This window comes from Mesorhizobium sp. P2_D5, assembly GCF_056404355.1.
Genome location: NZ_JBFUEE010000003.1, coordinates 377,800 through 404,200, shown reverse-complemented (window position 1 = coordinate 404,200; position 26,401 = coordinate 377,800). Strand labels below are relative to the sequence as shown.

The 26,401-nt window shown below is 64.5% G+C and carries 23 protein-coding genes; 10 read left to right on the top strand and 13 right to left on the bottom strand.

Translation table 11 applies throughout. From position 1 onward, the window contains the following. The first annotated feature begins 553 nt into the window (after positions 1 to 553). From AC1DYW_RS15185 to AC1DYW_RS15175, 3 genes are read left to right on the top strand one after another with little or no spacing between them, the layout of a single operon-like run. Positions 554 to 4,672: a Pls/PosA family non-ribosomal peptide synthetase gene (locus AC1DYW_RS15185; protein WP_477226755.1), complete on the top strand. Its 4,119-nt coding sequence runs from the start codon at positions 554 to 556 to the stop codon at positions 4,670 to 4,672. A gap of 26 nt (positions 4,673 to 4,698) precedes the next feature. Next, the gene (locus AC1DYW_RS15180; RefSeq protein ID WP_477226754.1) at positions 4,699 to 5,130 is read left to right on the top strand and encodes a GNAT family N-acetyltransferase; all 432 of its coding nucleotides are present in this window, start codon (positions 4,699 to 4,701) and stop codon (positions 5,128 to 5,130) included. Continuing rightward, positions 5,127 to 5,789 (top strand): 4'-phosphopantetheinyl transferase family protein, encoded by a 663-nt coding sequence (locus tag AC1DYW_RS15175; RefSeq protein ID WP_477226753.1) that lies wholly within the window; start codon positions 5,127 to 5,129, stop codon positions 5,787 to 5,789. The genes AC1DYW_RS15180 and AC1DYW_RS15175 overlap by 4 nt, the downstream gene beginning before the upstream one ends. Positions 5,790 to 5,837: 48 nt before the next feature. Here AC1DYW_RS15175 and AC1DYW_RS15170 read toward each other — a convergent pair whose 3' ends face one another. From AC1DYW_RS15170 to AC1DYW_RS15135, 8 genes are all read right to left on the bottom strand, one after another. Beyond that, on the bottom strand, positions 5,838 to 5,987 hold the full coding sequence (locus AC1DYW_RS15170) for a hypothetical protein (RefSeq protein WP_023677295.1): 150 nt from the start codon (positions 5,985 to 5,987) through the stop codon (positions 5,838 to 5,840). 14 nt (positions 5,988 to 6,001) lie between these two features. After that, entirely contained in the window at positions 6,002 to 6,319 is a 318-nt protein-coding gene (locus AC1DYW_RS15165; RefSeq protein ID WP_477226752.1) for a DUF2934 domain-containing protein, read from the bottom strand. 184 nt (positions 6,320 to 6,503) lie between these two features. Further along, positions 6,504 to 6,824, bottom strand: coding sequence for a hypothetical protein (locus tag AC1DYW_RS15160; RefSeq protein ID WP_477226751.1), 321 nt, complete (start codon positions 6,822 to 6,824; stop codon positions 6,504 to 6,506). A 244-nt stretch (positions 6,825 to 7,068) separates the two neighbouring features. After that, positions 7,069 to 7,587 carry a DoxX family protein gene (locus AC1DYW_RS15155; protein WP_477226750.1) on the bottom strand — a complete coding sequence of 173 codons (519 nt, stop codon included), beginning with the start codon at positions 7,585 to 7,587 and terminating at the stop codon, positions 7,069 to 7,071. 257 nt (positions 7,588 to 7,844) lie between these two features. Continuing rightward, on the bottom strand, positions 7,845 to 8,324 hold the full coding sequence (locus AC1DYW_RS15150; RefSeq protein WP_477226749.1) for a tetratricopeptide repeat protein: 480 nt from the start codon (positions 8,322 to 8,324) through the stop codon (positions 7,845 to 7,847). A 174-nt stretch (positions 8,325 to 8,498) separates the two neighbouring features. Beyond that, a complete protein-coding gene (locus AC1DYW_RS15145) occupies positions 8,499 to 9,470 on the bottom strand; it encodes an MBL fold metallo-hydrolase (RefSeq protein WP_477226748.1) in 972 nt (323 codons plus the stop codon). A gap of 112 nt (positions 9,471 to 9,582) precedes the next feature. After that, entirely contained in the window at positions 9,583 to 9,825 is a 243-nt protein-coding gene (locus AC1DYW_RS15140; RefSeq protein WP_095091240.1) for a DUF680 domain-containing protein, read from the bottom strand. Positions 9,826 to 10,146: 321 nt separating this feature from the next. Continuing rightward, positions 10,147 to 11,268 carry a KamA family radical SAM protein gene (locus AC1DYW_RS15135; RefSeq protein WP_477226747.1) on the bottom strand — a complete coding sequence of 374 codons (1,122 nt, stop codon included), beginning with the start codon at positions 11,266 to 11,268 and terminating at the stop codon, positions 10,147 to 10,149. A 163-nt stretch (positions 11,269 to 11,431) separates the two neighbouring features. Here AC1DYW_RS15135 and AC1DYW_RS15130 point away from each other — a divergent pair, with 163 nt between their 5' ends. Further along, on the top strand, positions 11,432 to 12,367 hold the full coding sequence (locus AC1DYW_RS15130; RefSeq protein WP_477227084.1) for a hypothetical protein: 936 nt from the start codon (positions 11,432 to 11,434) through the stop codon (positions 12,365 to 12,367). Between the two features lie 29 nt (positions 12,368 to 12,396). Here the strand turns inward: AC1DYW_RS15130 and AC1DYW_RS15125 are convergent, their stop codons facing one another. Both AC1DYW_RS15125 and AC1DYW_RS15120 read right to left on the bottom strand, forming a co-directional pair. Next, positions 12,397 to 13,953: a serine hydrolase gene (locus tag AC1DYW_RS15125; protein WP_477226746.1), complete on the bottom strand. Its 1,557-nt coding sequence runs from the start codon at positions 13,951 to 13,953 to the stop codon at positions 12,397 to 12,399. Between the two features lie 105 nt (positions 13,954 to 14,058). Beyond that, positions 14,059 to 15,762 (bottom strand): BTAD domain-containing putative transcriptional regulator, encoded by a 1,704-nt coding sequence (locus AC1DYW_RS15120; protein ID WP_477226745.1) that lies wholly within the window; start codon positions 15,760 to 15,762, stop codon positions 14,059 to 14,061. Positions 15,763 to 15,896: 134 nt separating this feature from the next. Between AC1DYW_RS15120 and AC1DYW_RS15115 the strand changes: the two genes are divergently transcribed. From AC1DYW_RS15115 to AC1DYW_RS15100, 4 genes are all read left to right on the top strand, one after another. Further along, entirely contained in the window at positions 15,897 to 16,562 is a 666-nt protein-coding gene (locus AC1DYW_RS15115) for a peroxiredoxin (protein WP_095091235.1), read from the top strand. Positions 16,563 to 16,677: 115 nt separating this feature from the next. Then, entirely contained in the window at positions 16,678 to 17,820 is a 1,143-nt protein-coding gene (locus AC1DYW_RS15110; RefSeq protein ID WP_477226744.1) for an NAD(P)/FAD-dependent oxidoreductase, read from the top strand. Positions 17,821 to 18,013: 193 nt separating this feature from the next. After that, complete coding sequence (locus AC1DYW_RS15105) at positions 18,014 to 19,672, top strand: acyl-CoA synthetase (RefSeq protein WP_477226743.1); 1,659 nt, start codon at positions 18,014 to 18,016, stop codon at positions 19,670 to 19,672. 72 nt (positions 19,673 to 19,744) lie between these two features. Then, positions 19,745 to 20,638 (top strand): hypothetical protein, encoded by an 894-nt coding sequence (locus AC1DYW_RS15100; protein ID WP_477226742.1) that lies wholly within the window; start codon positions 19,745 to 19,747, stop codon positions 20,636 to 20,638. Positions 20,639 to 20,706: 68 nt separating this feature from the next. Here AC1DYW_RS15100 and AC1DYW_RS15095 read toward each other — a convergent pair whose 3' ends face one another. The 3 genes from AC1DYW_RS15095 to AC1DYW_RS15085 are packed head-to-tail and all read right to left on the bottom strand — an operon-like array spanning position 20,707 to position 22,613. Then, positions 20,707 to 20,919, bottom strand: a complete 213-nt coding sequence (locus AC1DYW_RS15095) for a tautomerase family protein (RefSeq protein WP_127263805.1) — start codon at positions 20,917 to 20,919, stop codon at positions 20,707 to 20,709. Positions 20,920 to 20,950: 31 nt separating this feature from the next. Continuing rightward, positions 20,951 to 21,847, bottom strand: coding sequence for an SDR family oxidoreductase (locus AC1DYW_RS15090; RefSeq protein ID WP_477227083.1), 897 nt, complete (start codon positions 21,845 to 21,847; stop codon positions 20,951 to 20,953). Between the two features lie 7 nt (positions 21,848 to 21,854). Continuing rightward, a complete protein-coding gene (locus tag AC1DYW_RS15085; protein WP_477226741.1) occupies positions 21,855 to 22,613 on the bottom strand; it encodes an SDR family oxidoreductase in 759 nt (252 codons plus the stop codon). 103 nt (positions 22,614 to 22,716) lie between these two features. Here AC1DYW_RS15085 and AC1DYW_RS15080 point away from each other — a divergent pair, with 103 nt between their 5' ends. Together AC1DYW_RS15080 and AC1DYW_RS15075 are read left to right on the top strand one after the other, a co-directional pair. Further along, entirely contained in the window at positions 22,717 to 23,610 is an 894-nt protein-coding gene (locus AC1DYW_RS15080; protein WP_477226740.1) for a LysR family transcriptional regulator, read from the top strand. 239 nt (positions 23,611 to 23,849) lie between these two features. Continuing rightward, positions 23,850 to 26,390 (top strand): bifunctional diguanylate cyclase/phosphodiesterase, encoded by a 2,541-nt coding sequence (locus tag AC1DYW_RS15075; RefSeq protein WP_477227082.1) that lies wholly within the window; start codon positions 23,850 to 23,852, stop codon positions 26,388 to 26,390. The last annotated feature ends 11 nt before the right edge of the window (positions 26,391 to 26,401 follow it).

Here is a 26,401-nt window from a genome sequence, read left to right as displayed (position 1 = left end):
ACTCCTTCCAGGCACCGCAATGTTCGGCAGCCCATCCCTCAATGCCGCTTGAAATACTGCACCTCGCACTCGTGCTTCTCGGCCGCTTCGCGAAGGGGGCGCTGTGGAGATCGACGGCGGAGGCTTCACCCTCCCCCAAGGACCAACAAGGGAGAGCAGCGCAACAAATCCAAGCTAACGGGTTCCTTCGGGCGCCGGCGCGTTGGTTGACGAAGCATCAAACGCAAAAACCCGCCTGTGCGGCGGGTCATTGGCGCAAATCAGCACCATGGACGAATGTGTAGCATAGCTGCCCTCACAATATCAAGAATAAATTCCTATCGCTCGCCCCCCGGCACAAAAGCCGCCGACACCGCCGGACTGGCCGTCGAGAGGCCTGTTGACCTGAGTTCGGAGCCCTGAGGCGGAGGGTACGAAGATCGCCCAGACACAATCCAGAAACAATATTCAACAGTTCGGAAAAACTGGCGAAAAGATCGCATGGCATAACCTCCCGCGGCGGCCGGAAACGGCTGCGGTAGCCGTTGCTCGGCCAAGACGGGAAAGAATGGACATGGACCAAGGTTTCGATATCGCCGAACTGGACGCGGCAAGACCGGACAGCCAACCGGAAACTGGCCTGGCAATCGTCGATACGCTCGTGGAGGCCGCTCACGGCTCCGGAAGGGGCGCGCGCAGCCAGGTCCTGACGGGCGCCGACTTTGCCCGGCAGGGGCAACCCGGTGAGCGGCTCGATACCGTCTTCGAAGAGCTCGCCGAGACATTTGCCGCGTTGCCGGCGGTGATCTCCGACGGGCGTGTGTGGACGTATCAGGAGCTGGACAACCGTGCCAACCAGTTCGCCCGCCTGCTGGTCAAGCGAGGCGTGCGAAGGGGTGACCGGGTTGGGCTCATTCTCGACCGGTCGGCGGAGACCTATGTTGCCGTGCTGGCGGTGATGAAGGCAGGCGCGGCCTTCGTGCCGCTGGCCACCGCGTTTCCCCAGGAGCGGATGACGCTCATCATCGAAGACGCCAGCGTCAGCCTGATCGTCACCATCGCCGCCTACGCGTCGCGAGCCGATCAACTGCCCGTTCCCCACCTGTTGATCGACAGCGCCGCCACCGAGATCTCCAAACAGTCGAGCGCGCCGCTGAAGCCGGATGCGAGGACCGCTGTATCGGACGACACCTGCTACATCCTCTACACCTCGGGCACCACCGGCAAACCCAAGGGCGTGGTCATCAAGCACCAGAGCTTCGTAAACTTCATCCGCGTCGCCGCCGCATCCTACGGATACCGGCCGGGCGATCGTGTCTACCAGGGCATGACCATCGCCTTCGACTTTTCCTCCGAAGAGATCTGGGTGCCGTTTGTCGCCGGCGCGACGGTCGTGCCGGCGCCAGGCCAGATGCCTCTCGTCGGCGAGGAACTGGCGGATTTCCTGCGGCTCCATGACATCACCTGCATGGCCTGCAGCCCGACCCTGTTGTCGTCGATGGCGAGCGACGTGCCCAGCCTGCGCACGCTGCTGGTGGGCGGCGAGGCCTGCCCGCACAATCTGGTGGTGCGCTGGTCGAAGCCAGGGCGGCAGATCCTCAACACCTATGGCCCGACCGAAGCCACCGTCACCGCAACCATGGGCGCGCTGACGCCCGACAGTCCGGTGACGATCGGCGCGCCGCTGCCGACCTACTCGATCGTCATTCTCGACGCTTCGCTGCCGCAGCTTGCCGAGCCGGGTGAACTGGGTGAGATCGGCATCGCCGGCATCGGGCTTGCGGTCGGCTATCTCAACCGGCCGGATCTGACGCACCAGAAATTCATCGCCGATTTCGTCGGCCTGCCCAACAACCCGTCGCAGCGCATCTACCGGACGGGCGACCTTGGCCGCATCAACGACAAGGGCGAGATCGAGTATAACGGGCGCATCGACACCCAGGTGAAGATCCGCGGCTATCGCATCGAACTCGGCGAGATCGAGGCGGTGCTGCTGGACCAGCCGGAGATCGCGCAGGCTGCCGTCACCACCTGGGAGATCGAGCCCGGTCGCGTCGAACTCGTTGCCTATTACGCGCCAAAACCCGGCCTGCCGGCGATCTCCCGCGCCGATCTCGCCCAGGTGATGAAGCGACGCCTGCCGGACTACATGGTGCCCTCCTACCTGGAGGAACTGCCGGCGATCCCGATGACGGTCTCCAACAAGGTCGACCTTCGCCAGCTGCCGAAACCGACAAGCCTTCGGCTTTCGGCCGATCGCGCGATGGTGCCGCCCGGCAATGACGACGAGCGTTTCCTGGCCGACGCACTGGCCGCGGTGCTGAAATTCGACGAAGTGTCCGTCGAGGACAATTTCTTCGACGATCTCGGCGCCAATTCGCTGCTGATGGCCCATTTCTGCGCGCGCGTGCGCACCAGGAAGGAATGGGCGACGACGTCGATGCGCGACATCTATCTCTATCCGACCGTGGCGCGCCTCGCCAAACACCTAAGCGTGGCGGAAGGGATGACGACGGCCACCAATGAGCGCGTTCTCACCCGCAAGGCGTCGAATTTTGCCTACTGGACCTGCGGCGCGGCGCAGCTGCTGTTTTACGGGCTCTACAGCTATGTGGCGCTGTGGGCGTTCAATGACGGCCTCAACTGGATGTATGACGCGCTCGACAATCCGCTGCAGCTCTATTTGCGCTGCGTGGCGCTTTCGGCCGCCGTGTTCTTCGGCATGTCGGGCTTCGCCGTCATCGCCAAATGGGTCCTCATCGGCCGCTGGAAGGCCGAGGCGTTTCCGATCTGGGGCCTACGCTACTACCGCTTCTGGGTCGTCAAGACATTGATCCGAACCGCACCCGTCGTGCTGTTCCGGGGCAGCCCGCTCTACAGTTTCTATCTACAGCTTCTCGGCACCAAACTCGGCAAGAACGCCGTCATCGAATCGAAATCGGTGCCCGTCTGCACCGACCTCATTTCGATCGGCGCCAACACCATCCTGCGCAAGGAATCGATGATCCTCGGCTTCAGGGCCCAGTCCGGCTACATCCACACCGGCCCGTTGACCATCGGCCGCGATGCCTTCGTCGGCGTCGGCTCCACGCTCGATATCGACACCAGGATCGGTGACGGCGCCCAGCTCGGCCATTCGTCCTCGCTGCACCGCGGGCAAAGCATCCCCGACGGCGAACGCTGGCATGGATCGCCAGCCGTGCCGACCACGGCGGACTATTGCAAGGTACGCAATGTCGATCCGTCCAACATCCGGCGCTTCCTCTTCGAAGCGGTCCAGCTGATTGGCCTGTTTGCCATCGTCACCCCGCTGCCGCTCCTGTTCCACAGCTATTGGGAGAACGTCGGCGACGACTACCAGGAGACCATCGGCATTGTCGCGATCGGCACCACGGTCACGCTTTTCGGCTACATCGCCGTGGCCTTTCTTGCGGCAACACTGGTGCCGCGCCTGTTCAGCCTGATCCTGAAGCCCGGTCGCACCTATACGCTCTACGGCTTCCGTTACTGGCTGCAGACGGTCGCCGAATTCTCGAGCAACTCCCGCGTGCTCGGCCTCCTGTTCGGCGACAGTTCGGCAATCGTGCACTACATGCGCGCCATCGGCTGGAACCTCAACAAGGTGGTGCAGACCGGTTCCAACTTCGGCAGCAACCAGCAGCACGAAAACCCGCTCCTGTGCGAGATCGGCACCGAGACCATGGTGTCGGACGGACTTTTCATGATCAACATGCACAAATCCGCCTCCGCATTCCGGCTGGAGCAGACGCGGATAGGCGAGCGCAACTATCTCGGCAACAACATCTACTACCCGCCGGATGGACGCACGGGCGACAACGTCCTGCTCGGCACCAAGGTGATGATCCCCATCGACGGGCCGTTGCGCGAGAATGTCGGCCTTCTCGGTTCGCCTTCCTTTGAAATCCCGCGCATTGTGAACCGCGACAAGGAACTCATCGCCGGTGTCGACGAGGACGACCGGCGCCGGCGCATCCCACTGAAGAACCGCCACAACATGGTGACAATCCTGCTGTTCGTGGCAACGCAATGGGTCATGCTGTTCGCCACACTGGCGATCTGGGACCGCGCGCTGAACTACTATACCGAATGGGCGGAGGTCGCCCTCTTCGTCGCCGTGCTTTTGACGTCCGCGATCACCATTCCGTTCTACATCCTTGTCGAGCGGGCAAGCCTTGGTTTTCGCAGGCTGAAGCCGCAGATGACGACGATCTACGACGTCGCCTTCTGGCGCCATGAACGCCACTGGAAGCTTGCGGATTCGCCGATCGTGCGCCTGTTTGCCGGCACGCCATTCCGGCCGATGATCCTGCGCATGCTGGGCGTCAAGGTCGGCAAGCGGGTCTATGACGGCGGCAGCAACCTGACCGAGCGTTCGCTGGTCGAAATCGGCGATGACGTCACGCTCAATGAAGGCTGCGTCATCCAGGCCCATTCGCTGGAAGAAGGCGCGTTCAAGTCCGATTACATCCGCATTGGCAAGGGCTGCACGCTTGGACCTTCCGCATTCGTCCATTACGGCGTCGTGATGGGTGAAGGATCGGTGGTCGATGTCGACTCCTTCGTCATGAAGGGCGAAGTGCTGGAGCCCAACTCCATCTGGCGAGGCAACCCGGCCAAACTGCATCGGTTCGTGGAGCCGGTCACGGACGATGGCTCCAGGGCATCGGCTTGAAGGCCGGAGAAATCCGTCTCGTTTCCGTGACCAAGGCCAACCAGGCCTTGGTCATGTCCCTGCAACTGGCTCCGGACCAGATCGATTTCGTTGCCAGCAATGCAGAGTCCCTGGACGAAGCCATGTCTGACAGCGACGCGCGGCCCCGCGTCGTGATGGCTGGGGATCGTGTCGTCGGCTTCCTGATGTACGAGGCGCCGCAGGATGACGACGAGGCGCGGATCTACCGCTTCATGATCGACCGCACCTGGCAGGGCAGAGGCTACGGCAAGGCTGCGTTGCGTGAAGTGCTGGACGAAATCGGAAAGCTCGGCCACATCAGGCAGGTTTCAATCTGCTACGAACCGCACAATGAAGCCGCACGACAGCTCTACAGTGCCGCCGGTTTCGTGGAACAAGGGCTCGACGAGGATGGAGAAATGATCGCCGACCTCGCCTTCGCGGCGGATGATCGTTGACGCGGCCGCCCTCCCCTGAAAGCGCGCTTGCGCAAACATCCCTGCTGCAGGCGATGGTCGCCATCGCGCCCAAAAGTGTCCGGATCGGATGCCGGGTCATACAAGACGGAGACGAGGCCCACCTGCTGCCCGAGGAAGCACGCTCCATCCCCGCGCGCCAGCCGGCCATGCGGCGCGCAAGCGGAGCGGCGCGCTGGATCGCACACGGACTGCTGGCGGATGTTGGTGTGAACGACTTCGCCATCCTGCGCGCGCCATCCGGCACGCCGGTCTGGCCCGGCGGGATAACCGGTTCGCTCGCCCATGACGACGAAATGGCCGTAGCGGCGGTTGCGCCTGTTGCCGACATCGGCGGCCTCGGCATCGATGTCGAGCCCGCCCAACCCTTGCCGCACGACCTCCTCGCGCTCGTTGCGACCCCTGCGGACCGGACAGACGCTGCGGACCCGCATCTTGCCGGTCGCCTCCTGTTTTGCGCCAAGGAAGCAGTCTACAAGGCGGTCTATCCGCTCGATCGGCAGGTCCTGGGCTACGAGGACATAGAAGTCGACCTCAACGCAGGCCGAGCGACGACCAAAGGCGGCCGCAAGCTCACCCTCGCCTACTGCGTTGCCCCGCGCGTGGTCGTCCTGGCGTTTGTTGACCGGGGGGCGGTTTAGGTCTCGTGCGGACGGTGGAAATGGGTGACAATCGTGACCCGCTACCCCTCAGTGCCGCTTGAAATACTGCACCTCGCGCTCATGCTTCTCCGCCGCCTCCCGCGTATCAAACGTGCCAAGGTTGCGGCGCTTGCCGGTCTTTTCATCTTTCTTGCGCGAATAGAGGCGGTATTTTCCGTCCTTGAGTTTTCTGATCATCTGGCTCTCCCTGCTTAGTACCGCCGTTTGCCCTTGAGGTTGCGCGCGGCTTGCTCGACCGCCGCGCGGTCGTGGCCCAGCCTGTCGATCAGTTCCTGCGCCTCGTCACCCGATATGCCGGTGCGCATTGCCAGCGCCTCGACCGCCAGGACGTCGGAGCTGGCGATCTCGCTTGTCTCCGGCAGCGCATCGCCGGCCGTCAGCGGCAGCGCCGCCTCCCGGTCGATCTCGGCCGCGGCCTGATGCCAGTGCCGCTCGGGATCGCCGCCGCCTTCGCGTTCCCAGATCTGGTATGCTCGCTGCTGGATCTTCTCATGCCGTTCGTCGCCCATGATCATTCCTCCGTTGCGTCAGGGAGGAACGCCGCACCAGTCCGAATGATCCAAAAAATCTGCGTGATCATTTGCTCCGTTGCGGGGGTGGCGCGAGGCGCTGGGTAGCGCTGGCCACGAGGTCATTCCAGGCCGCGGGCGAGCCCACCGCCTGGATGTCGGCCGTTCCCGGCCGGCCTTGTTGTCAGTGGCCCCAGATTCCCTGGCCGTAGCCGGCTGACATGTCCGAGTTCGCACTTCCTCCCAGGGCCGGTGCGCTGTTGGCAGTGCCGATGCTCTTCGTGCCGCTGAGGTCGAGCGTGTTGACGCCATCGGACCCCATCGAATGGTAAACGCTGCTGCTCGGATAGGCGTCGGGGCCAGGGATGTAGTCCGTGCCATAGTTGTCGCTACCGGCGAAGGCCGTGCCGGAGGCAAGCAAAACCGTGGCAATGGCCAAAACGATCTCTTTCATTTCAAGCTCCATCTTTGAAAGTTGACATTTGGCCGCCCGCACCGCGTTCATGAGGCCTTCCCTTGATTGCTCTCGGGCGAAACCAGCCAACCGCGATGCCTACGGATTTGCGGCGGCGGCTTCAGCGTACGGTCGTGTTGGTCCTGCGTGCGCTGTTGGCCAATTCATAGGGGCGTGGTGTTTGCACCGGCGTGGGACGGCGCGTGGTACCAACCACCGCAAACGTGGAATTTTGCGTTGAATGCAGCCGGGAAGCGCGTCGAACACTGCCCGGGAGCGCAAGGCCGTGGCACTTTCAGATCGGCAGGCTGGTGTGGCCGTGCTGGGGATAGGCCGCCATGAGTGCGTCGACCGTGTCTTTGTCGCCACCCCGGGACTTCACGAAACCAGTGAGCACCCTGTCCAGCGAAATCCTGCCGGCGCCTGATATGGCCAGCACGAACATGCCACCGGCAATGGCGAGATCCTTTTCGAAATGCAGCAATTCGTTCTGGTTGGCGAAGTTGGTGTGGAAGAGTGTCGCCGTTGCCAGGCAGAACAGGCCGAGACCGATGGCGCCCAGCCGCGTCAAAAGGCCCAGCCCGACCGAGAGCCCTGCCCCCAGTTGCAGAGCAATCGTGGCAACAAACAGCGGCAGGCTGACGCCCAGCGCGGCCATCGCCTTGGCGGCGCCGTCGAAATGGGTGGCCAGTGTCAGGCCTTCATGCAGGAAGAGCAGGGAAAGCAGCAGGCGGCCGGCAAGTAGGGTCACATCACCAGCGTATAGCTTCGTGGCGAGGAGGTGCAGCTTCGCGGCAAGTTCAGTCGGTGTCATGGTCGGGCTCCAATTTTTCTAACAGGCAGACGCCGCGTCCGGTCGAACAGGCGCAATGGCGCTGCCAAGCGTCTGATTGAAAAAGGCCGGAGCCAGCGCAAGGGAGGGGATGCCGGCTCCGGCAATGGGCGCCAGCCACGAGCGCCCAAACTATGGTGCTTAAGAGGGATGGCGCGGCGCCAAGCCCCCTCTCCGGTTCGGCTTCGCCGAGCCACCTCTCCCCACATTCGTGGGGGCGAGGAACAGCCCTCTGGGCCTTACTTCGTCACCTTGGTGTCGATGGCCTTCTGCAGGTCCGACAGTTCCTCGCAGCCGGCCGGACAGAGTTTTTCCAGCGACGCCAGCTGTTCGTTGGCCTTGGCCATATCGCCGGTCTCGACATAGAGCTCACCCAGATATTCGCGGGCCGCCTTGTGGTCGGGCTTCAGCTCCAGCGCCTTGGTGTAATAGGTCAGAGCGGTCTTGTAGTCGCCGGTCTTGCGCAGCGTGAAGCCGAGCAGATTGTAGACGTCGGGCTGCTGTGTGTCCTGCGCCAGGTCGCGCAGCTGGGCCAGCGCGCCAGTATAGTCCTTGGCCTCGATCTTGGCCTTGACGGCGGTGAGGTCAGGCGCGTCAGCGCCCTCGATGTCGTCGACGGCATAGGCGGGCATGACGGTCGCGACCGGAACCACGGTCAGCACCGCAACGGCGCCGAGCAGGCCGAACAGGGCATGTTTGCCAAAAACAGAATGTTTCATTGTCTTTCTCACTTGGATTGAGTGCTAGTGTTGAGAGACCGTTTCGAAATTCGCTCTGGCGAGTCAGCTGATGGTGGTTTCGAGAACCGCAGCGCAGCGGACGTCCGGTCCATGAGCAACGGAAGCGCAGAAAACGCCTTCAGATGGCCGCCAGAGTGGAGTTTCCAAACGGCCTCAGATCTGGACCGGAGTGAAGCCGTAGGCGTTGCCGTCCTTGACGAAGACGCCGGTGCCCGGGAATGGAAAGTGCGAGCCCGAGATGCGGATGTTGTCGGCAATCACGCGGTCGATGATCTTGTGGCGCGTAGTGATCGCCGTCGGCCCGTCCTGGTCGTAGCTGCCCTGCCATTCTGGATGCGGCGCCAGAAGGGCCGGCACATACATGGTGTCGGCCGAGATCATGATCTGCTCCTTGCCGGAGTTGGCCAGGTAGACCGAGTGGCCGGGCGTATGGCCGGGCGCGGCGATGATGTGGATGCCGGGCGCCACCTCGGCGCCGTCATCGACCAGCTTCCAGTTTTTCCATTTCGGGAAGTTTTCAGCGATGCGCTTGCCCGCTGGCTTGCGGCCCTCGGGCAGCTTGGCCAACCGGCTGGGATCGGTCCACCAATTGTATTCGGTGGCGTTCACGATGAGCTCGGCATTTGGGAAAACAGGCGCGTTGGTGCCCTTTTCCATCAGGCCCCAGACATGGTCGGGGTGGAAATGCGAAATCATGATGGTGTCGATCGCCTTGTAGTCGATGCCGGCTGCGGCCATGTTGGCCGGCAGGTGGGTGGCGTTGGTCTGCCACTGGCCGACACCAGAGCCGGCATCCATCATGATCAGCTTGCCGTTCATCTTGAGCACGACGACGGTGAGCGGAATGGGCATGAAGTCGGTGGTCAGCCCCGCCTTGGCGAGTGCTGCCTTGGTATCGTCGACCGAAACATCCTTGATGAAGGCCGGGTCATGCGGCTTGCGCCAGATGCCATCGTAGATGGCGGTGATCTCGATGTCGCCGACCTTGTATTTGTAGAAACCGACAGTCGGCTCCACCGGCGTTTCGGCAAAGGCCGGTCGGGTGAATTCAAGCTTGCCGGCAAGGCCGAAGGCGGCAGCGGCGGCGGCGGATCCAAGCAGTGTGCGTCGTGTCATGCTGAACATGGTGGTCTCCTCTGTTGGTGGGTGCGGAAGGGATTACGGAGGGCCAAGCCCCAGGCCATCCCGATGTGGTTGAGTCCGAACCGTTGGGATTCGGTCTTGACCCCTGGCGAACTCAACGGCCCCAGATGCCTTGGCCTGGTTCGCTCGCATTCGATTGCATCGTCGCGTGCCGCGGCCCGGTCGTGACCTTGGTGTCGACGCCGTCTGTAGGTGCGATGTAGGGGATCGACGCGGTGGCGTTGGTGTCGACGGAAGCGACCGGTGAATTGGCGTTGTTTGCGCCGTGGTCACTGCCGGCAAAGGCAGCGCTCGAGGCAAGCAGCATGGCAGCCACGCTGAGAGCGAGCTTGGTCATTTTCGTAGGTCCTTGTTTCGTTTCTTCGGGTTGCGGGCCGGGCGAATGGCCTCGCTGAAGGGAAGACCCGGCAGGGCGGGCCTTTATTCCCGGTGCGACAAGATTTTTATGAAATAATCGAATTCAAGTGCTCAGTGGCCACAAGGCTTGGGTTCCTCGCCCCCATGTCATGGGAGAGGTGGCTCGGCGAAGCCGAACCGGAGGGGAATGGCGCTGACCTAAGCAAATTGCGCTCTTGAGAAGGCAGAGCTCTACGACGCCTCCTCTTCGCCCGCTTCGCGGCCGCCTTTCCCCCGCTCCGTTGGGGCGAGGAACCCAAGCTTAGGGTCCGTCGACAAGCTCCGCATAGCCCCTCACCTCGCCATCCAGCCCGCGAATGCGCCAGTCCGTGCCGTCCTGCGCCTCGACATAACACGGCCCGATCGGCACCTTGCCACCGCCTTCCGGCAGGTCGAGCACATAGACGGGGTTGCAGATGCCCGACAGGCGGGCGCGCAGTGCGGCGGCCAGCGCCTGGCCTTGCGCGATGGTGGTGCGGCGGTGGGCCATGCCACGCGCGAGGTCGCCATGATGCAGGTAGTAGGGTTTGACGCCGAGCCGGTACATCAGCTCGCGGCAGAGCTCCTCCAGCACCTCGACCGTGTCGTTGACGCCTTTCAAGAGTACGCTCTGGTTGAGCAGCACGAAGCCGGCTTGCCGCAAGGTGCGGCAGGCAGCTTCCGTGGCGTCGGTGATCTCCCGTGGATGGTTGAAATGGGTGACGACCGTGACCATCAGCCGGCCCTGCAGGGCCGCGACCAGCCCCGACGTGATGCGCGAGGGCAGCGCCACCGGCACGCGCGTGTGGATGCGTAGGAGACGCACATGCGCGATCGCCTCGATGCAGGCGCGGATTTCAGCCAGCGCCTTGTCCGGCAGCGACAGCGGATCGCCGCCGGTCAGGATGACCTCGCGGATTTCGGGGTGATCGGCGATGTAGGCCAAGGCCGGCTCCAGCGCCTCGCGCGTATAGCCGCGGCCGATCGAGGTCAGCGATTCCTTGCGAAAGCAGAACCGGCAATAGACCGCGCATTGATAGGTCGGGAACAACAACACCCGGTCGGCATGGCGATGCGTCAGCCGTGGCACCGGGCTGAACGCGTGGTCGGCGATTGGATCGTCGAGCTCGCCCTCCTGCTCCACGAGTTCGTCCGGCGACGGGATGACCTGCGCCCGGATCGGGTCGGCGGGATCGTTCCAGTCGATCAGGTCGAGATAGGTTTTCGGAATGCGCACCTTGTGGTTCGCGGCGGCGGCTTGCGCCGCCGCGCGCTCGCCCGGCGACAGCGGCAGGGGCGCGAGATCGCGCACATGGCGCACGCCGGCGCGGACGTCGGTCTGCCAAGTGGCGTCGGAGGTGTCGATGCGCTCGACTGCATCGGAGAAGTTGGCGTCTGAAGTCATCTGATATCTCGGGGTAATTTCTGGCGGAGCTATCGGCCCGATGGCCAGGCGGGTCAACCACCTGCATGCCGCAGACCCGCCGACGCGAGCCCATAGGTATTTAAGCAAAATGGCACTATTCTGCGAGGTATTCTGCGCAGTCCGGGGGTTTCAGGGAACACAGATGGACTTCAATACGGGCCATGGCTACCTGCTCATCGGCGGCCTCATCCTGGTTGGCGCCGGCCTGCTGATCCTGTCGCTGATCGTCAATCTGCGCGTCGCCCACAGCGTGCGCGACGACGTACGCCACCGCGAAAAGCTGCTGGAATACTACCGCAACATCTTTTCGCAGCTGGGCGTGATCCTGATCGGCATCGGCGTGTCGCTGTTCATCTTCTTTTTCCAGCAGAATTACCAGGACCAGCGCAAACGCGAAGCGGAACTCCAGCAAGTTCTGGCCAAGCTGGCGGCACGCATCGCCCACGGCGCCCCCATCGTCGGATCGCTCGGCCAATTCGACGCTCTGCTGGATGAAGGCGGGGCCTACGTCAGCCCCGAACTTGGTGGAACCAACGCCGCGATCGGAGCGCAGGGGGCAGCGCTCGGCAAGCAGGTCGGCGAGATCGCGCTGGTCGAGCGCGACATCGACGTCCGGGACTTCGACGTCCTCAACCTGTCGCGCGATTTCGAATCGTCGTTCGTCGTCAACGAGCTCGATCCCACACTGTGGTTCGACATCGTGCGCGACGAGAGCGAGATCAAATATGCCACCACCCAGCTCGCCCTCGACTACAAGGACCTGCAGGATGCGATCGGCGGCCAGCCGGTCGAGCTTGCGATGGCCAATCCTGAAACGGGGCGCAAGATCAAGCACGAGGTGCTCGACGTCTTCTACGATGCCGATCTCCTGCGCCAGCGCAGCAGGCGGTTTCTCGGCCGTGCGTGCTGGCTCTTCAGCCACGGGCGCAGCTTCGTTGGCCTTGCACCGGTCGATGCGATCGAAGCCGATGCGAGGTCGCATCAGGAATGGATCGACCGGTCCAAACCCTTCCTGACGCAGGCGAAGTCGGGCACCGGCGATTGCTTCAAACTGCTCCAGTACGGCCCGTCGCCTTGAGCTGCCGCCGGCACTGTTCGATTTGACGGTCAGTCGCCCACGCGCCGCAGCGTGCCGAGATGATTGTCGTCGAGGAAGCCTATGGTCATGGCCGACGCCTTGCCGTCCGGGCCGACGACGAAGCTCACGCCGGTTGGTCTGTCCGGGGTCTCGGCATCTGGAAAGGTCAGGAAAATGTCTCCGTCGAAATGGGTCAATGAATAGGACCGGGCTGCAGCCGGGCCTACCCTCAGCACGAGGTCGTCTCCCGCTTTCGATACGATTGCGTCGCCAACGAAGTCGTTGGCGTAGCGGCCGGCATAGGCGCTGGCCGGCCCGGCCGGTCTCGCCGGAGACAGTGGCGTTGCATAGGTGGCCTTGGCTGCCGCCACCGCCGGGCCGAACAGGCCTGCATAGATATCGTCCCACGCCTTGACCCAGTCCTTCTCGACCGTGCCGTCGAAGACGAGATCGGCGAAGCTATCGGACAATCCTTCCGGCAGGCCCGTCGGAAAGGCGTTGGTGATGATAACGATGCCAAGCTTCTCCTTCGGGAAGACTGTCACCAGGGTGCGCGCGCCGACGCTGAAGGCGCCGGCGTGACCCCAGCTCAGGCCGTGCCGGCCGAATTCGACATTCCAGCCGAGGCCGTAGAACGAGGCACCTCCAGAGACGGGATTGTTGCCGCGCGCCATCAGCGGAACATGCGTCTGGTCCAGCGCATCAGCGGCAATCAGTGTCTTGCCGGCGTAGACGCCGTTGCCGATGATGAGGCGCACCCATTGCGAGAGGTCACGTGCCGTGGAACTGACGCCGCCGGCAGGCGCCTGCGCATCCGGATCGCGCTCTATCTTCGCGGCCCAGGCGCCATCGACCCTGACGTGAAGCGCGGCGCGGTTGGCGTGCTTGACGAAGTCCGATTGGCGGGAACTGGTCGAGGCCATGCCAAGCGGACGGTAGAGCTTCTCCTCGGCGACCTCCTCCCACGGCTTGCCTGTCGGCGTCGCGGCCGCCACGGCACCCTCCGTCAATCCGAAATTGCTGTAGGAATACCCGGCGCGAAAGCTCGACGATGGCGGGACGAACCGCAGGCGATGCAGGATCTCGGCGCGGTCATAGCCAATGTCCTCGAGGTCGTCTCCGGCGGTCCCGGGCAGTCCGCTGCGGTGCGAAAACAGGTCGCGGACGGTGAGTTGGCTGGTTGGATAGGGATCGGCCAGCCGGAAGGCCGGATCGAGGTCGGCGATCTTCGAATCCCAGGACACGATCCCGTCGCTGACCAGCGCCGCCACGACCGTGGCGGAGACCGGCTTGGAAAGCGACGCGATCTGGAACACGGTGTCGGCGTCGACGACCTCGGGCTTGCCGACCTCGCGATGGCCGAAACCCCTAAGGAAGATCACCTGGTCATCGTGCACGACGGCGATGGCGAGACCGGGTACGGCACCGTCCGCGACGGCGGCTTCGGCAAGCGCTTCAAGCTTGGGCAGGGCAGCCGTGATCCGCTCGGGCGTGATGCCGTCGGCCGGCGCCGCCTGCGGCCAAAGCACCATGGCGGCGATGAGTGCCCAAATCCTCCAATGACGGAGATTCTGATCCAGCCGCATGAGCGAGCCTCCTCCCAGGCATTCCCGTTGCGATCATACAGGCCCGCGCGGGTGAGGCCAGCCCACGCGCCATCCGTCATGGGGGCGCGTAATCGGTTCCTGCCGTCAACCCTCGGGGCCCATGCGGGCAAGGCAGCGGGCCTGGTCGCGCGGGCGGCCGAGCTCCTGATAGCGCGAGGCCGCCTCGTCGAAGGCGGCGAGCGCGCGGATCTCGTGGTTCTGCGCCCGCCGCTGCACACCGCGCGCTTCCCAAAGGGCGGCTGCCCACGGGCCGCCATGCCACATGCCGGCGATGCGCTCGGCGTCGTTCAGGCGGCGGTCGACCTGGTCCAGTTCGCCCGCCTCGGCAAGCGCGATCGCAGAGGCCGTGCGCAGCGCCATCGAACAGGGCTGGCAGGCGCCGTGGGTCAACAGCCGGTCGCCGGCGAGGATCTCCTGCGCCACCATCTTGGGTGTCGCCGCTGCCCGCACGGCCAGCGCCTGCATGCGCATGATCAGGTGCGGCGACAGCCATGAGCGTTCGGCGTCGGTGAGACCGCGTTGGATGAGTCGGCTGGCGCGCCATTTCTGGCCGCGCTCCAGCGCGATCTCGGCCAGCCGCTCTATGGCGAGCACGCGGCCGGCCACCGCGTCCGCCTCGAGCAGCAGCCGCTCGGCCTCGGTCAGGTGGCGCTCGGCCTCGTCGAGGTCGCCCGAAAACAGCGCCGCCTCACCCAGAAGCAGGCAGGCAAGCCCGCGACCGGCACTCGATCCGGCCTCCTCGGCCACGGTGAGCAGTTCGCGGGCAAGGCCTGCGACTTCGGCATGGCCCGAGGCGCTGCAGAGGCAGAATTCGGATAGGCAAAGGTGGCCATCGAAGACATGCTGCACGAAGGCCGGTTTGGCGCGAACCCATTCGATGAATTCGGTGCGGAACAGTTGCGGCCACTGCGCCCGCATCATCGAGGCGATGCCGAGCAGCGCGCTCGCCTCGCCGACTTCGCGCGGCAGGTCGGCGCCGAGCGCCAGGTCGCGGGTGTGCCTGGCGATCTCGCTTGCCTTGTCGAACTCGCCGCTTTGCAAATGCACCAGGCCCCAGGCGAGCGAGGTGCGGATGCGCTCCGACGGGTTGACGGTCGCGGCGCCGGAGAGGGCCAGCGCCTTCTCGTAAAGGGCGATGGTCGCCGCACTCGGCCCAACGCCGAGTTCGGCGTGCAGGTTGTCGCGCAGCTGGTTGAACTGGCGGATGGCCTCGACACGGTTGCCGGCATCGAGTGCCGCCTGCATCAGCGCGCACTGGGCCTGCTCGTCGGCAGGGTCGAGCGCAATCAGGCGCTGCCATAGGCCGCCGGCGCGCAAAAGATCGCTGTAGCGCTGCTGCGATTGCGCGCGCGGTGTGTCGAGCCACTCGACGAAAAGATCGTCCGGCAAAAGCCGGCCACCATAAAGGTCGGCGGCGCGCTCATAGGCGCTCCGGTCACCACCTCGCAGCGCCGCCCTGGCGGCGGCCTCGAAGCTTTCGGCGTCGATCTCGAGCTCGGCATGCGGGGCAAGCGAGACGATGTCGTTGCTCACCTCGATCAGGTCGTGGGCTCCCAGCGCGCGGCGCGCGAAATGAATGGCCTTGCGCAGATTGGCGCCGGCCGCCTCGGGATCGGCGTCGGGCCAGAAAATTTCCATGGCCTGCTCGCGGTGGATGCGGTGGGCAGACCTGAGCGCCAGCAGCTTGACCAGGGCCGAGGCGCGGTCGCGCCGCCAGTCGGCCGCCGGGATCGGGCGACCATCGACGCTGACGGCGAAGCGGCCGAGCAGATGGATCGAAACGCGCATACAGGCACCATCAGGAAAGCCAGCCCTGGGGCGCCAGAGCCGTCACCAACCAGGGAGCGTCGGGGAACGCTCGCGGAACATAGGTTTCCTAATTTGCCCCCGCAATCGAATTCCAACCGGAAAGGAAAGCAACCATGTCACTCCGTATCGCAGACATCGCCCCCGACTTCACCGCCGAGACCACCGAAGGCACGATCAGCTTCCACGAATGGCTGGGCAAGGGCTGGGGCATCCTGTTCTCCCACCCCAAGGACTACACGCCGGTATGCACGACCGAACTCGGCTACATGGCGCGCCTCAAGCCCGAGTTCGACAAGCGCGGCGTCAAGGTCATCGGCCTCTCGGTCGACCCGGTCGAGAAGCACGCCGGCTGGGCCAAGGACATCGCCGAGACGCAAGGCATGGCGCCGAACTTCCCGATGATCGGCGACCCGACGCTCGCCATCTCGCAGCTCTACGACATGTTGCCGGCGTCGGCCGGCAACAGCGCCGACGGACGCACCGCCGCCGACAACCAGACGGTGCGCAACGTCTATGTCATCGGCCCGGACAAGAAGATCAAGCTGGTGATATCCTACCCGATGACGACGGGCCGCAACTTCGACGAGGTGCTGCGCGTGGTGGACTCCCTGCAGCTGACGGCCAAGCACCGCCTAGCGACGCCGGTCAACTGGAAGCCAGGCGACGACGTCATCATCGCGGGATCGGTGTCGAACGACGAAGCGAAGCAACTCTACCCTCAGGGTTGGAAGGAGCCGAAGCCCTACATCCGCATCGTGCCGCAGCCAGTCCTGACCTGACATCGACCAACCTACCTGGACTTGGACGGCCAACACTTTGGCGGCGAGGACACGGGAAGTCCCGCCGCCACGACGGGAATGATCGATCAACCGGGAAACATGGCTGGGAACAAAGATGAACACTGCAAGCAAACCGCGCATCGTCGTGCTGGGAGCTGGTTTCGGCGGCCTGGAACTGACGACGCTGCTTTCCGAAGCGATGGACGACAGCATCGAGGTGACGCTGATCGACCAGAGCGATTCCTTCGTGTTCGGCTTTTCCAAGCTGGACGTGATGTTCGGCCTGAAGACGCCGCAGGCCGTGCGCCTGCCCTACAAAAGCTACGCCAAGCCCGGCGTCAGGATGCTGAAGCGCACGATAACCTCGATCGACCCCGAAAGGCGCCGGGTGACCACCAATGACGGCGTGTTCGACGCCGACCACCTCGTCGTCGCGCTGGGTGCCGAATATGATTTCGACGCCACGCCAGGGCTTTCGGGAACCAACGAGTTCTACACCGTGGCGGGGGCGGAGCGGCTGCGCGGTGTGCTGCCGACCTTCAGAAAAGGCAAGGCGATGGTCGGCGTCTGCGGGGCGCCCTACAAGTGCCCGCCGGCACCCAGCGAATGTGTGCTGATGCTGCACGACTATCTGGTCAGGCAGGGCGTGCGAGAGGCCTGCGAGATCGCCCTGGTGCTGCCGCTTGGCAGCCCGGTACCACCCTCGCCCGACACCTCGCGAGCGCTGCTGGCGGCCTTTGCCGAACGCGACATCAAGTTTGTCCCCGGCAGGCGCGTCGCCTCCGTCGACAATGCCCGCAATGTGGCGGTGCTCGACGACGGCACGGAAATGCCGTTCGATCTCTTCCTCGGTGTTCCCAAGCATCGCGTGCCGCCAGTGGTGCTGGAAAGCGGCATGGCCGAGAACGGTTGGATCCCGGTCAATCCGCGTACGCTCGAAACGAGATACGAGAATGTCTATGCCGTCGGCGACGGCGCCAACACCGGCACGCCCAAGGCCGGCGTGTTCGCCGAGGGTGCAGCGCGCGCCGTTGCTACCGGGCTCATCGCAAAACTGCGCCAGAGCGGCAGCGGCTCGCTCTATGACGGCTTCGGCACCTGCTATATCGAGTTCGGCGGCGGCCGCATCGGCAAGGTCGAGGTCGATTTCTTCTCAGGCCCAGCACCAACCGGCACCTACTTCGAGCCCTCGGTGGCGCTGCGCGCTGACAAGGAGACTTTTGGATCGAGCCGCCGCTCGCGCTGGTTCGGCCTCTAGGGCCAGAGGCTGAAGAGCGCTTGGGGCCGGATACCCCTCGGCGCGGTCCTGGCGTCCGAAGCGGGCAGGCGAGCCCCTACCCCGTTTGCACCAAGCGTCGCGGCGATCACCTCATCGACCATCAGTGCGATCTTGGCTATCCTGTCGGCAATGGCGATTGTCCACGAGGACGCCGCCACGGAGGGAGGCTGCGATGGTTGGAGCTTCGGCCGGCTTGCCGCGCTACGCGGATGCCGTTCAGCGCTTTCGTATCGAGGATGAAGTCGCGCGCCTTCATGGCGACCCGTCGACCGGCATCAATGCCTGCGTCGAATGCTGCGATCGCCACGCCGGGCAAAACCGGCTGGCGCTGCGCGCGATCTCCGCCAATGGCGAGCTGCGGGAATTCAGCTTCGATGATCTTCGCGATATGTCGGCGCGCGTCGGCAATATGCTGAAATTGGCCGGCGTCGGCCCCGGTGACGTCGTCGCCGGCATGCTGCCGCGTATTCCCGAACTGGTGGCGCTTATCCTCGGTACCTGGCGCATCGGCGCGGTCTACCAGCCTCTGTTCACCGCCTTCGGCCCGAAAGCTATCGAGCACCGACTGAAGACCAGCGGTGCAAAACTCGTCGTCACCAACACCGCCAATCGCGGCAAGCTGGACGAGGTGGAGGATTGCCCCCGCGTGGCGACCATCCTTGCCCCTGGCGAGACCTTGCCGGCGGGCGACATCGATTTCCGCGCCGCGTTTGCCGCCGCCTCGACTTCCTGCGAGCCGGTCATGCGCAAGGGCGACGACCTGTTCATGATGATGTCGACCTCGGGCACGACGGGCCTGCCCAAGGGCGTGCCGGTGCCGCTTCGCGCCCTGCTGGCCTTCGGCGCCTATATGCGCGATGCGATCGGTTTGCGGCCCGACGACGTCTTCTGGAACATCGCCGATCCCGGCTGGGCCTACGGCCTCTATTACGCGATCACCGGCCCCTTGCTGCTCGGCATCACCACCACCTTCAACGAGGGCGCCTTCACCGCCAACAGCACCTACGACATCATCGAGCGCCTCGGCATCACCAGCCTCGCCGGATCGCCGACCGCCTTCCGACTTTTTCTGGCCGAAGGCGCGGCGCCCGCCGCCCGCATCAAGGGTCGGCTGCGCGTGGTGAGCAGCGCCGGCGAGCCGCTCAACCCGGAAGTCATCCGCTGGTTCGACGCCCATCTTGGCGTGCCGATCCACGACCATTACGGCCAGACCGAGAACGGCATGTTGGTCAACAACCATCACGGCCTGTCGCACCCGGTGCGCCCCGGCTCGGCCGGCTTTGCCATGCCGGGCTACCGCATCGTCGTGCTGGACGATGCCGGCCAGGAGCTCGGCCCCAACCAGCCCGGCATCCTCGCCGTCGACATCGCCAACTCGCCGCTGCGCTGGTTCGATGGCTACCACCAGGCGGAAACGCCGGCGATTTCGGGCGGCTATTACCGCAGCGGCGACACGGTCGAGTTCGAGCCGGACGGCTCGATCAGCTTCATCGGCCGCGCCGACGACGTCATCACCTCGTCGGGCTATCGCATTGGCCCGTTCGACGTCGAAAGCGCGCTCATTGAACACCCGGCGGTCAACGAGGCAGCGGTTGTCGGCGTGCCCGACCCGCAGCGCACCGAGATCGTCAAGGCCTTCGTCATCCTTGCATCTTCGTTTCGCGGCAGCCCGGAACTGGCCGAGGAACTGGCGCAGCATGTCCGCAAGCGGCTCTCGGCCCACGCCTATCCGCGCGAAATCGACTTCGTCACCGAATTGCCGAAGACGCCGAGCGGCAAGATCCAGCGGTTCTTGCTGAGGAAGGCGGAGGTGGAGAAGCGGAAGGGGTGAGGCGTGCCGCGCAATAGCCGCAAAGCTGCTCGATGGCTCCCAATCTGTCGATCGCCATAAGGGGGCTATGTCATGCGGTTGGTCTGGATGATCGTTTTCGCACTCGCGACCGGAGCGGCTTTCGCGGCCTCGCCGGAGGACGACTATGTCGCCGCACGCGACAAGGCGATTTCCGCTATCGCAGCGCTGGAAAGCGCAAACGAGCCGGTGGAAACGCTCGATGCCGCCGGGACGAAAGCGCTGGCCGATCTGGAAAAGCGGCTTTCAGCCCTTCTCGGCCCCCTGGCGGTTTCAGGTTTCCCGGCGACCGGCACGATCAATCTCGAAAGCCTTAGCGATGCCGATATCGGGTTCGGCATGCTGGACGGGTTGCGCTACACCAAAGGCGACGACGGCCCGAGCCTGGTAGCAACGACGCGGGGGCTTCTCGAGCGGTGGCTCCAGTCCAGAGGCGCAGAGATGGATACGAGCTTCAGACTGCCCACCGGCATCGACGAGGCGCTGAAGCTCGATGCCTTCTACACCCAGGCGATCAACAGCGACGCCGCGTTCACGGGGACGCTCGACTTTCCGCTGAAGAAGCCTGAAGGCGCCGACATCGCCTTTGCGCGGCTCGGCGGCTGGGCGCAGGACATAGGACCGAACCCCGACCAGCAGGTCATCGTCACGCTCGTCAAGGGCAACAGCGTCATGATCGCCTCGGCCCCCGCGGCACCGCCTGTTCCGAAGATCGCCGCCTGCGACGCCTTGTGGGCCTCGGCGGACGCCGCCGCCCAGAAGTTCCAGGAGGCCTACCAAGCCTCGGACCTCAAGGACCAAAAGTCGTATGACGCCGCCAATGCCGCCTGGGAGAAAGGTGACGCCGACTATCGCGCCTGTGTGGGCCAGCACCTGCCGGGCGAGCCGGTCTTCCCAGCGCTTCTCGCCCAAGCCCAGGAGCTTGCCGATCACATGGCCGGCAAGTAGGCCCTCCCGGCGCGTCGGCGCCGCGCCTTCCTCAGCCCCGCCGGCCAAGGTAAGGCGCGGTTCGGGCGCTACTCCTTCGCGCGATAGGCCTCCGGCACGACGAAGACTTCGTCGGCACGGCCATAGCCGCCGTCGGCGACCTCCTCCACCAGCACCATCGTGTAGGGCCGGACGCCTTCGCCGAAAAAGTCGACGAACATTGCCGTGGTTCGATGGATGAGGTCTTCCTTCTGCGCCTTGGAGAGAGCCGCTTGCGGCATCTTGATGTTGGCGAATGGCATGATCGTTTTCCTTGGTCTTTGAGGGTTGGGTTCAAGCAGTCGGATGGAGCAGGTCGGCAAGGCCGATCCGTTCCATGAGTTGCGCGCGGACGCGATCGGCGACGCCATTGACGACCGCCGCACCATCGTCAGCGGGGTCGACGTGCACGCGCAGCGGACGCCTTCCGTGCGGCATCGCCACGAGGTCGACGATGGCCGCCGCGATATCAGCCGGGTCGGCATCCGCCGGCTCAAGTGCGGCCAGCCCCTTCAGCACCTGCTGATCGACGCCGGCGTAGGGGCCGGACCAGTAGAGCGCGGCGCACTCCGCATCCGCCGGCGCTGCCGCATGATGAAAATGCTCGGTGCCCTTGGTGAAGGCGCCCGGCACGACGATGGTCGTCTCGATGCCGAAGCGGGCGAGTTCCAGCGCATAGCTCTGCGCCAGTGCATCCATACCGGCCTTGGCCGCGAAATAGGCCGCGAGGAAGGGCGGCGTGCCGCCCCGCGTGCTGCTCGAGCCGACCCAGATCATCTGGCCCCTGCCAAGAGAGCGCATATGCGGCAAGGCCGCCCTGTTGACGCGCTGTGTGCCGACGACGTTGACGTCATAGAGCTGCGCCAGCTGTTCGGGCGCGAAAGCCTCGGTCGGTCCGAACCCCATATGTCCGGCATTGTGGATGAGCACGTCGAGCCGGCCGGCCTCGCTAACGATCAGCCGGACTGCCGCCTCTGCCGAGGCGTCCGAGGTCACGTCGAGCGCGATGGGGTAGAGCGCCACGCCCTCATCACGAGCAAACTTTTCCATCTCGGCGGCCGCCGCACCGCCGCGCGCCGCCGGGTCGCGCATCGATGCATAGACCGTGTGGCCCGCGCTTGCGAGCGCCCGCGCCGTCATCGCGCCGAAGCCGCTGGAAGCGCCTGTTATCAAAATTGTCTGTTGCATGATTGTCGCCTCAGACCACGCCGCCATTGGCGCGGATAATTTGCCCGTTCACCCAACCGCTATCCGGCCCGGCCAGGAACGACACCAGCCCGGCGATGTCTTCGGGCTGGCCGAGCCGGCCGAGTGGGATCATTTTGCCGATGGCCTCGATTTGCGCTTCGCTCTTGCCATCCGTGAACAGGGCGGTCTCGATCGGTCCGGGCGCCACCGCGTTGACGGTGACGCGGCGCGCGCCAAGTTCCTTGGCCAGGATGTGGGTCATCGCCTCGACGCCCGCCTTGGTGGCGGCGTAGACGCCGTAACCCGGCTGGTAGAGGCCGACGACGCTGCTTGAGAAGTTGATGATACGACCGCCGTCGCGAAGCCGGCGCGCACCTTCCCGCATGCCGCGGAATACACCGCCGAGATTGATCGCGACCTGCATGTCGAACGAGGCGTCATCGGTCTCGGCGATCGGCGACGTCTTCATGATGCCGGCATTGTTGACGAGGATGTCGATGCCGCCGAATGCCTTCTCGCCGGCATCGAACAGCCTCGTGAGGCCGGCCGGATCGGCGATATCGGCCTGCACGGCGATCGCCTTGCCGCCGCCGGCTTCGATCGCCCGGACAAGCTCTTCGGCCTCCGCGCGTCCCCGCGCATAGTTGACGACGACGGCGACACCGTCGCCGGCGAGCCGTCGCGCGATGGCGGCACCGATGCCCTTGGAGGCGCCGGTCACGATCGCCGCTCTGGTTTGAGTGCCTGTATCTGTCTGCTGATTTGTCATGGAAGTGTCTCCGCGTTGTTGGTGACACGGATATAGGCCAAGCCATCTTCCGGATAATCAGCCGCCTATTGACATGACTATTCGGAAACTGCGAACAAAGACCATGGATCGTCTGGACACCATGCGGCTCTTCGTTCGCGTCCTGGAGCGGCGCAGCTTCACCGCCGCTGCGGCAGATCTCGGCCTGCCGCGCTCGACCGCGACGGAAGCGATCCGGCGGCTCGAAGAGCATCTCGGCGCGCGCCTGCTGGAGCGAACGACGCGGCAGGTGAATGCCACGCAGGACGGCGAGGCCTATTATCGGCGCTGCCTGTCCATCCTCGCCGAGATCGAGGATGCCGAGGCCGCCTTCCGCAATGCCGAGCCCTACGGGCTGCTGCGCATCGACGCCAGCACGCTGCTCACCCGCACATTCCTGTTGCCGCGCCTGCCCGAGTTTCTCGCCCGCTATTCCCGCATCGACTTGCAGATCGGCCAGAGCGACCGGCTGGTCGATCTCGTGCGCGAGGGCGTCGACTGCGTGATACGTGTCGGCGAGCCCCCCGACAGCGGCATGATCATGCGGCGCCTGGCGATGGTCCGCGAGATCACCTGCGCCAGTCCCGCCTATCTCGAACGCCACGGCATGCCGATCTCCCCCGATGCGTTGGACGGTCACCAGGCAGTCGGCTTCATCTCGTCGCGCACCGGCGAGACCCTTCCATTCGAATTCACCGTCGCCGGCAAGACCCGCAATATCCGGTTGCCGGGCCGCGTCGCCGCCAACAATTCCGACACCGCCGCCGATCTGGCACGGCTTGGACTTGGCCTCATCCAGGCACCGCGCTATCGCTTCGAGAAGGACCTTGCCGATGAGACGCTCGTCGAGGTGCTGGCCGACTACCCGCCCTCGCCGACACCGCTGTCGGCGCTTTACCCGCAAAACAGGCAGCTCTCGCCGCGGCTTCGCGTCTTCCTCGACTGGGCATCGCGCATCTTCGCAGATGCGAACCTTTAGCCTTTAGTGGTTGGCAGTTCAGCCTGCGAGCTGAAAGGCCGGCATAGGCACGATGCTGAAACTTCACGCTAGCCTGGAAGGTTAAATTTAAGCGTTTGCTACTAGGATCGACCGACGAGCTATTGTCCAGCAAAGGTACCCGGGTCGAATTGGCCACAACGCGATACAGTCTCGGCCGCTTGAGACAGGCCGTTTTTTCTACCGCCAACTTGCCGGCGGCAATAGCCTTTGTTGTGCTCATGGTCTGCGCCGTCGTTGCCGACCAGCAGAACAGGAAGGTCTCCGACCAACTGGCGCGCGCCGATGTGCTGGCCAAGGTCAACGTCATCCGCGCCAAGCTCGAAGGCAACATAAACGGCAATCTCCAGCTTGTTCAGGGGCTCGTCTCGGCCATCGTTACAGAGCCCTACATGGGCCAGCAGAGATTTGCGTCGCTCGCAGGCAATCTGTTCGAGCAGAAATCGCAATTGCACAACATCGCCGGCGCGCCCGACCTGGTCATCTCGCTGATGTTCCCGATGGAAGGCAACGAGAAGGCAATCGGGCTCGACTACCGCAAGAACGAGGAGCAACGCCTGGCAGCGCTTCGGGCGCGCGACCAGCGCGTGCTGGTATTTGCCGGACCGGTCAAACTGGCGCAAGGCGGGCGCGGCTTCATCGGTCGCATCCCGGTCTTCGTGCCGACGGCGGGAGGCGGCGACCGCTTCTGGGGCATCGTCTCGGCAGTCGTCGATGTCGACCGGCTCTACGCGGCAAGCGGACTGGCCGACCCCGATCTCGACATCGATGTCGCGCTGACCGGCAAGGATGCGCTGGGCGGCGGGGGCGAACGTTTCTTCGGCAACGGCACTGTCGTCGCCGGCAAGCCCGTATCGGCCGATGTGCAGTTGCCTTCGGGTTCCTGGCAGATTTCGGCCATCCCCAAGGACGGCTGGCCAGCGGCTCCGAAAAATCAATGGACCTTGCGGGCGCTCATGGCATTTGCCGGCGCGCTGGTGGTGCTGCCGATTCTCGTGGCCGGGCGGCTGTTTGGCGAAAGGCAAAGGAACGACGCCGAGTTGAGGCGCCTGTCCGGTCGCCTGGAGCTGGCGCTGGACGCCTCGGGCATCGGCGTTTGGGAGCACGACCTCGCCACCAACGAACTGCTGTGGGACGAACGCGTCAACGAAATCTATGGCAAGCCGGCCGACGGCAAGCCACGCGGCTATAACGACTGGGCGCTGGCGATCCACCCAGAGGACATCGAGCGGGCAAAGCAGGACTTCGATTCGGCCGCGACGACAAAAGGCCCCTACTTCTCGCAATACCGGCTCCTGCGCCCCGACGGCGCCGTCCGTCATGTGCGCACGCGCGCCAGCTTCTTCCAGGACATCGGCGGCACGCCCAAGCTGATCGGCGCCGAATGGGACGTGACCAGCGACGTCCTGCTCAATGAGAACCTCATTCGCGAGCGCCAGCTGTCGGAATCGAAGAACGCCGAGCTGAAGCTCGCCAAGGCGCATATCGAGCATGTGGCGCTGCACGATTCACTGACCGGCCTGCCCAACCGCCGCTATCTCGACGAGATGCTGGCCGAAACCGGCCAACACGACCGCATGGCGCTGCTGCATCTCGACCTCGACCGCTTCAAGCAGATCAATGACACGCTCGGGCACGCAGCGGGCGACGCGATGCTTATCCATGCCTCGAAGGTCATCAAGGCCAATGCCGGCTCCGCGGATTTCGTTGCGCGCATCGGCGGCGACGAGTTCGTCGTGGTGAGCCATGGGCGTGACGACGACGAACTCTCGGCACTCGCCGACCGGATCATCGAGGAGATGCGCCAGCCTGTCTATTACCGGGGCCATCAGTGCCGGTTCGGGGTCAGCATCGGCATTGCCGCCAACAGCGGCGTCGACGCAAAGCAGTTGCTCGTCAACGCCGATCTCGCGCTTTACCGGGCGAAAGGCCGTGGCCGCAACCGCTACGAGTTCTTCAACGAGGAACTGCAGAGCGAGATCGTGCGGACCAAGCAGGTCGCCGACGAGATCCTGGGCGGGCTGGAGCGGGATGAATTCGTCGCCTACTACCAGCCGCAGTTCGACGCCAGGACGCTCGAGATCGTCGGCGTCGAAGCGTTGTCGCGCTGGAAGCACCCGCGGCGTGGCATCCTGGCCCCCGACGCCTATCTCAAGGTGGCCGAAGAGCTCAATGTCGTGGCGCTGATCGACCGCATCGTCCTCAAGGATGCGCTGGAGAATTTCGAGCGCTGGTCGCGCAGCCACCTCAACATCCCGCGTGTCTCGGTCAACGTCTCGGCCAGGCGCCTGGAGGACAAGGACTTGATCAAGGGTTTGCGCGAGCTCGCCATCAAGGAAGGAACCGTGTCGTTCGAGCTGGTGGAGTCCATCTTCCTCGACGAGAACGACGATCTCGTCACCTGGAACATCGAGCACATCAAGGAGCTCGGCATCGACATCGAGATCGACGATTTTGGCACCGGCTATGCCTCGATCGTTTCGCTGCTCAAGTTGCGGCCGCGTCGCCTCAAGATCGACCGCCAACTGGTCACGCCCATCACTGGCTCAATGGCCCAGCGGCAGCTGGTGTCGTCGATCATCGAGATCGGCAAATCGCTCGGCATCGAAGTGGTTGCCGAGGGCGTCGAGACGATGGAGCACGCGCGCATCCTGAAGGAGCTTGGCTGCGATATCCTGCAAGGCTACTTTCTTGGCCGCCCGATGGAGGCGAAGGCCTTCAAGACCTTTGCCCAGTCGCGCAAATGGCTGGCCGCGGGGTAGTGGCTCGGCGC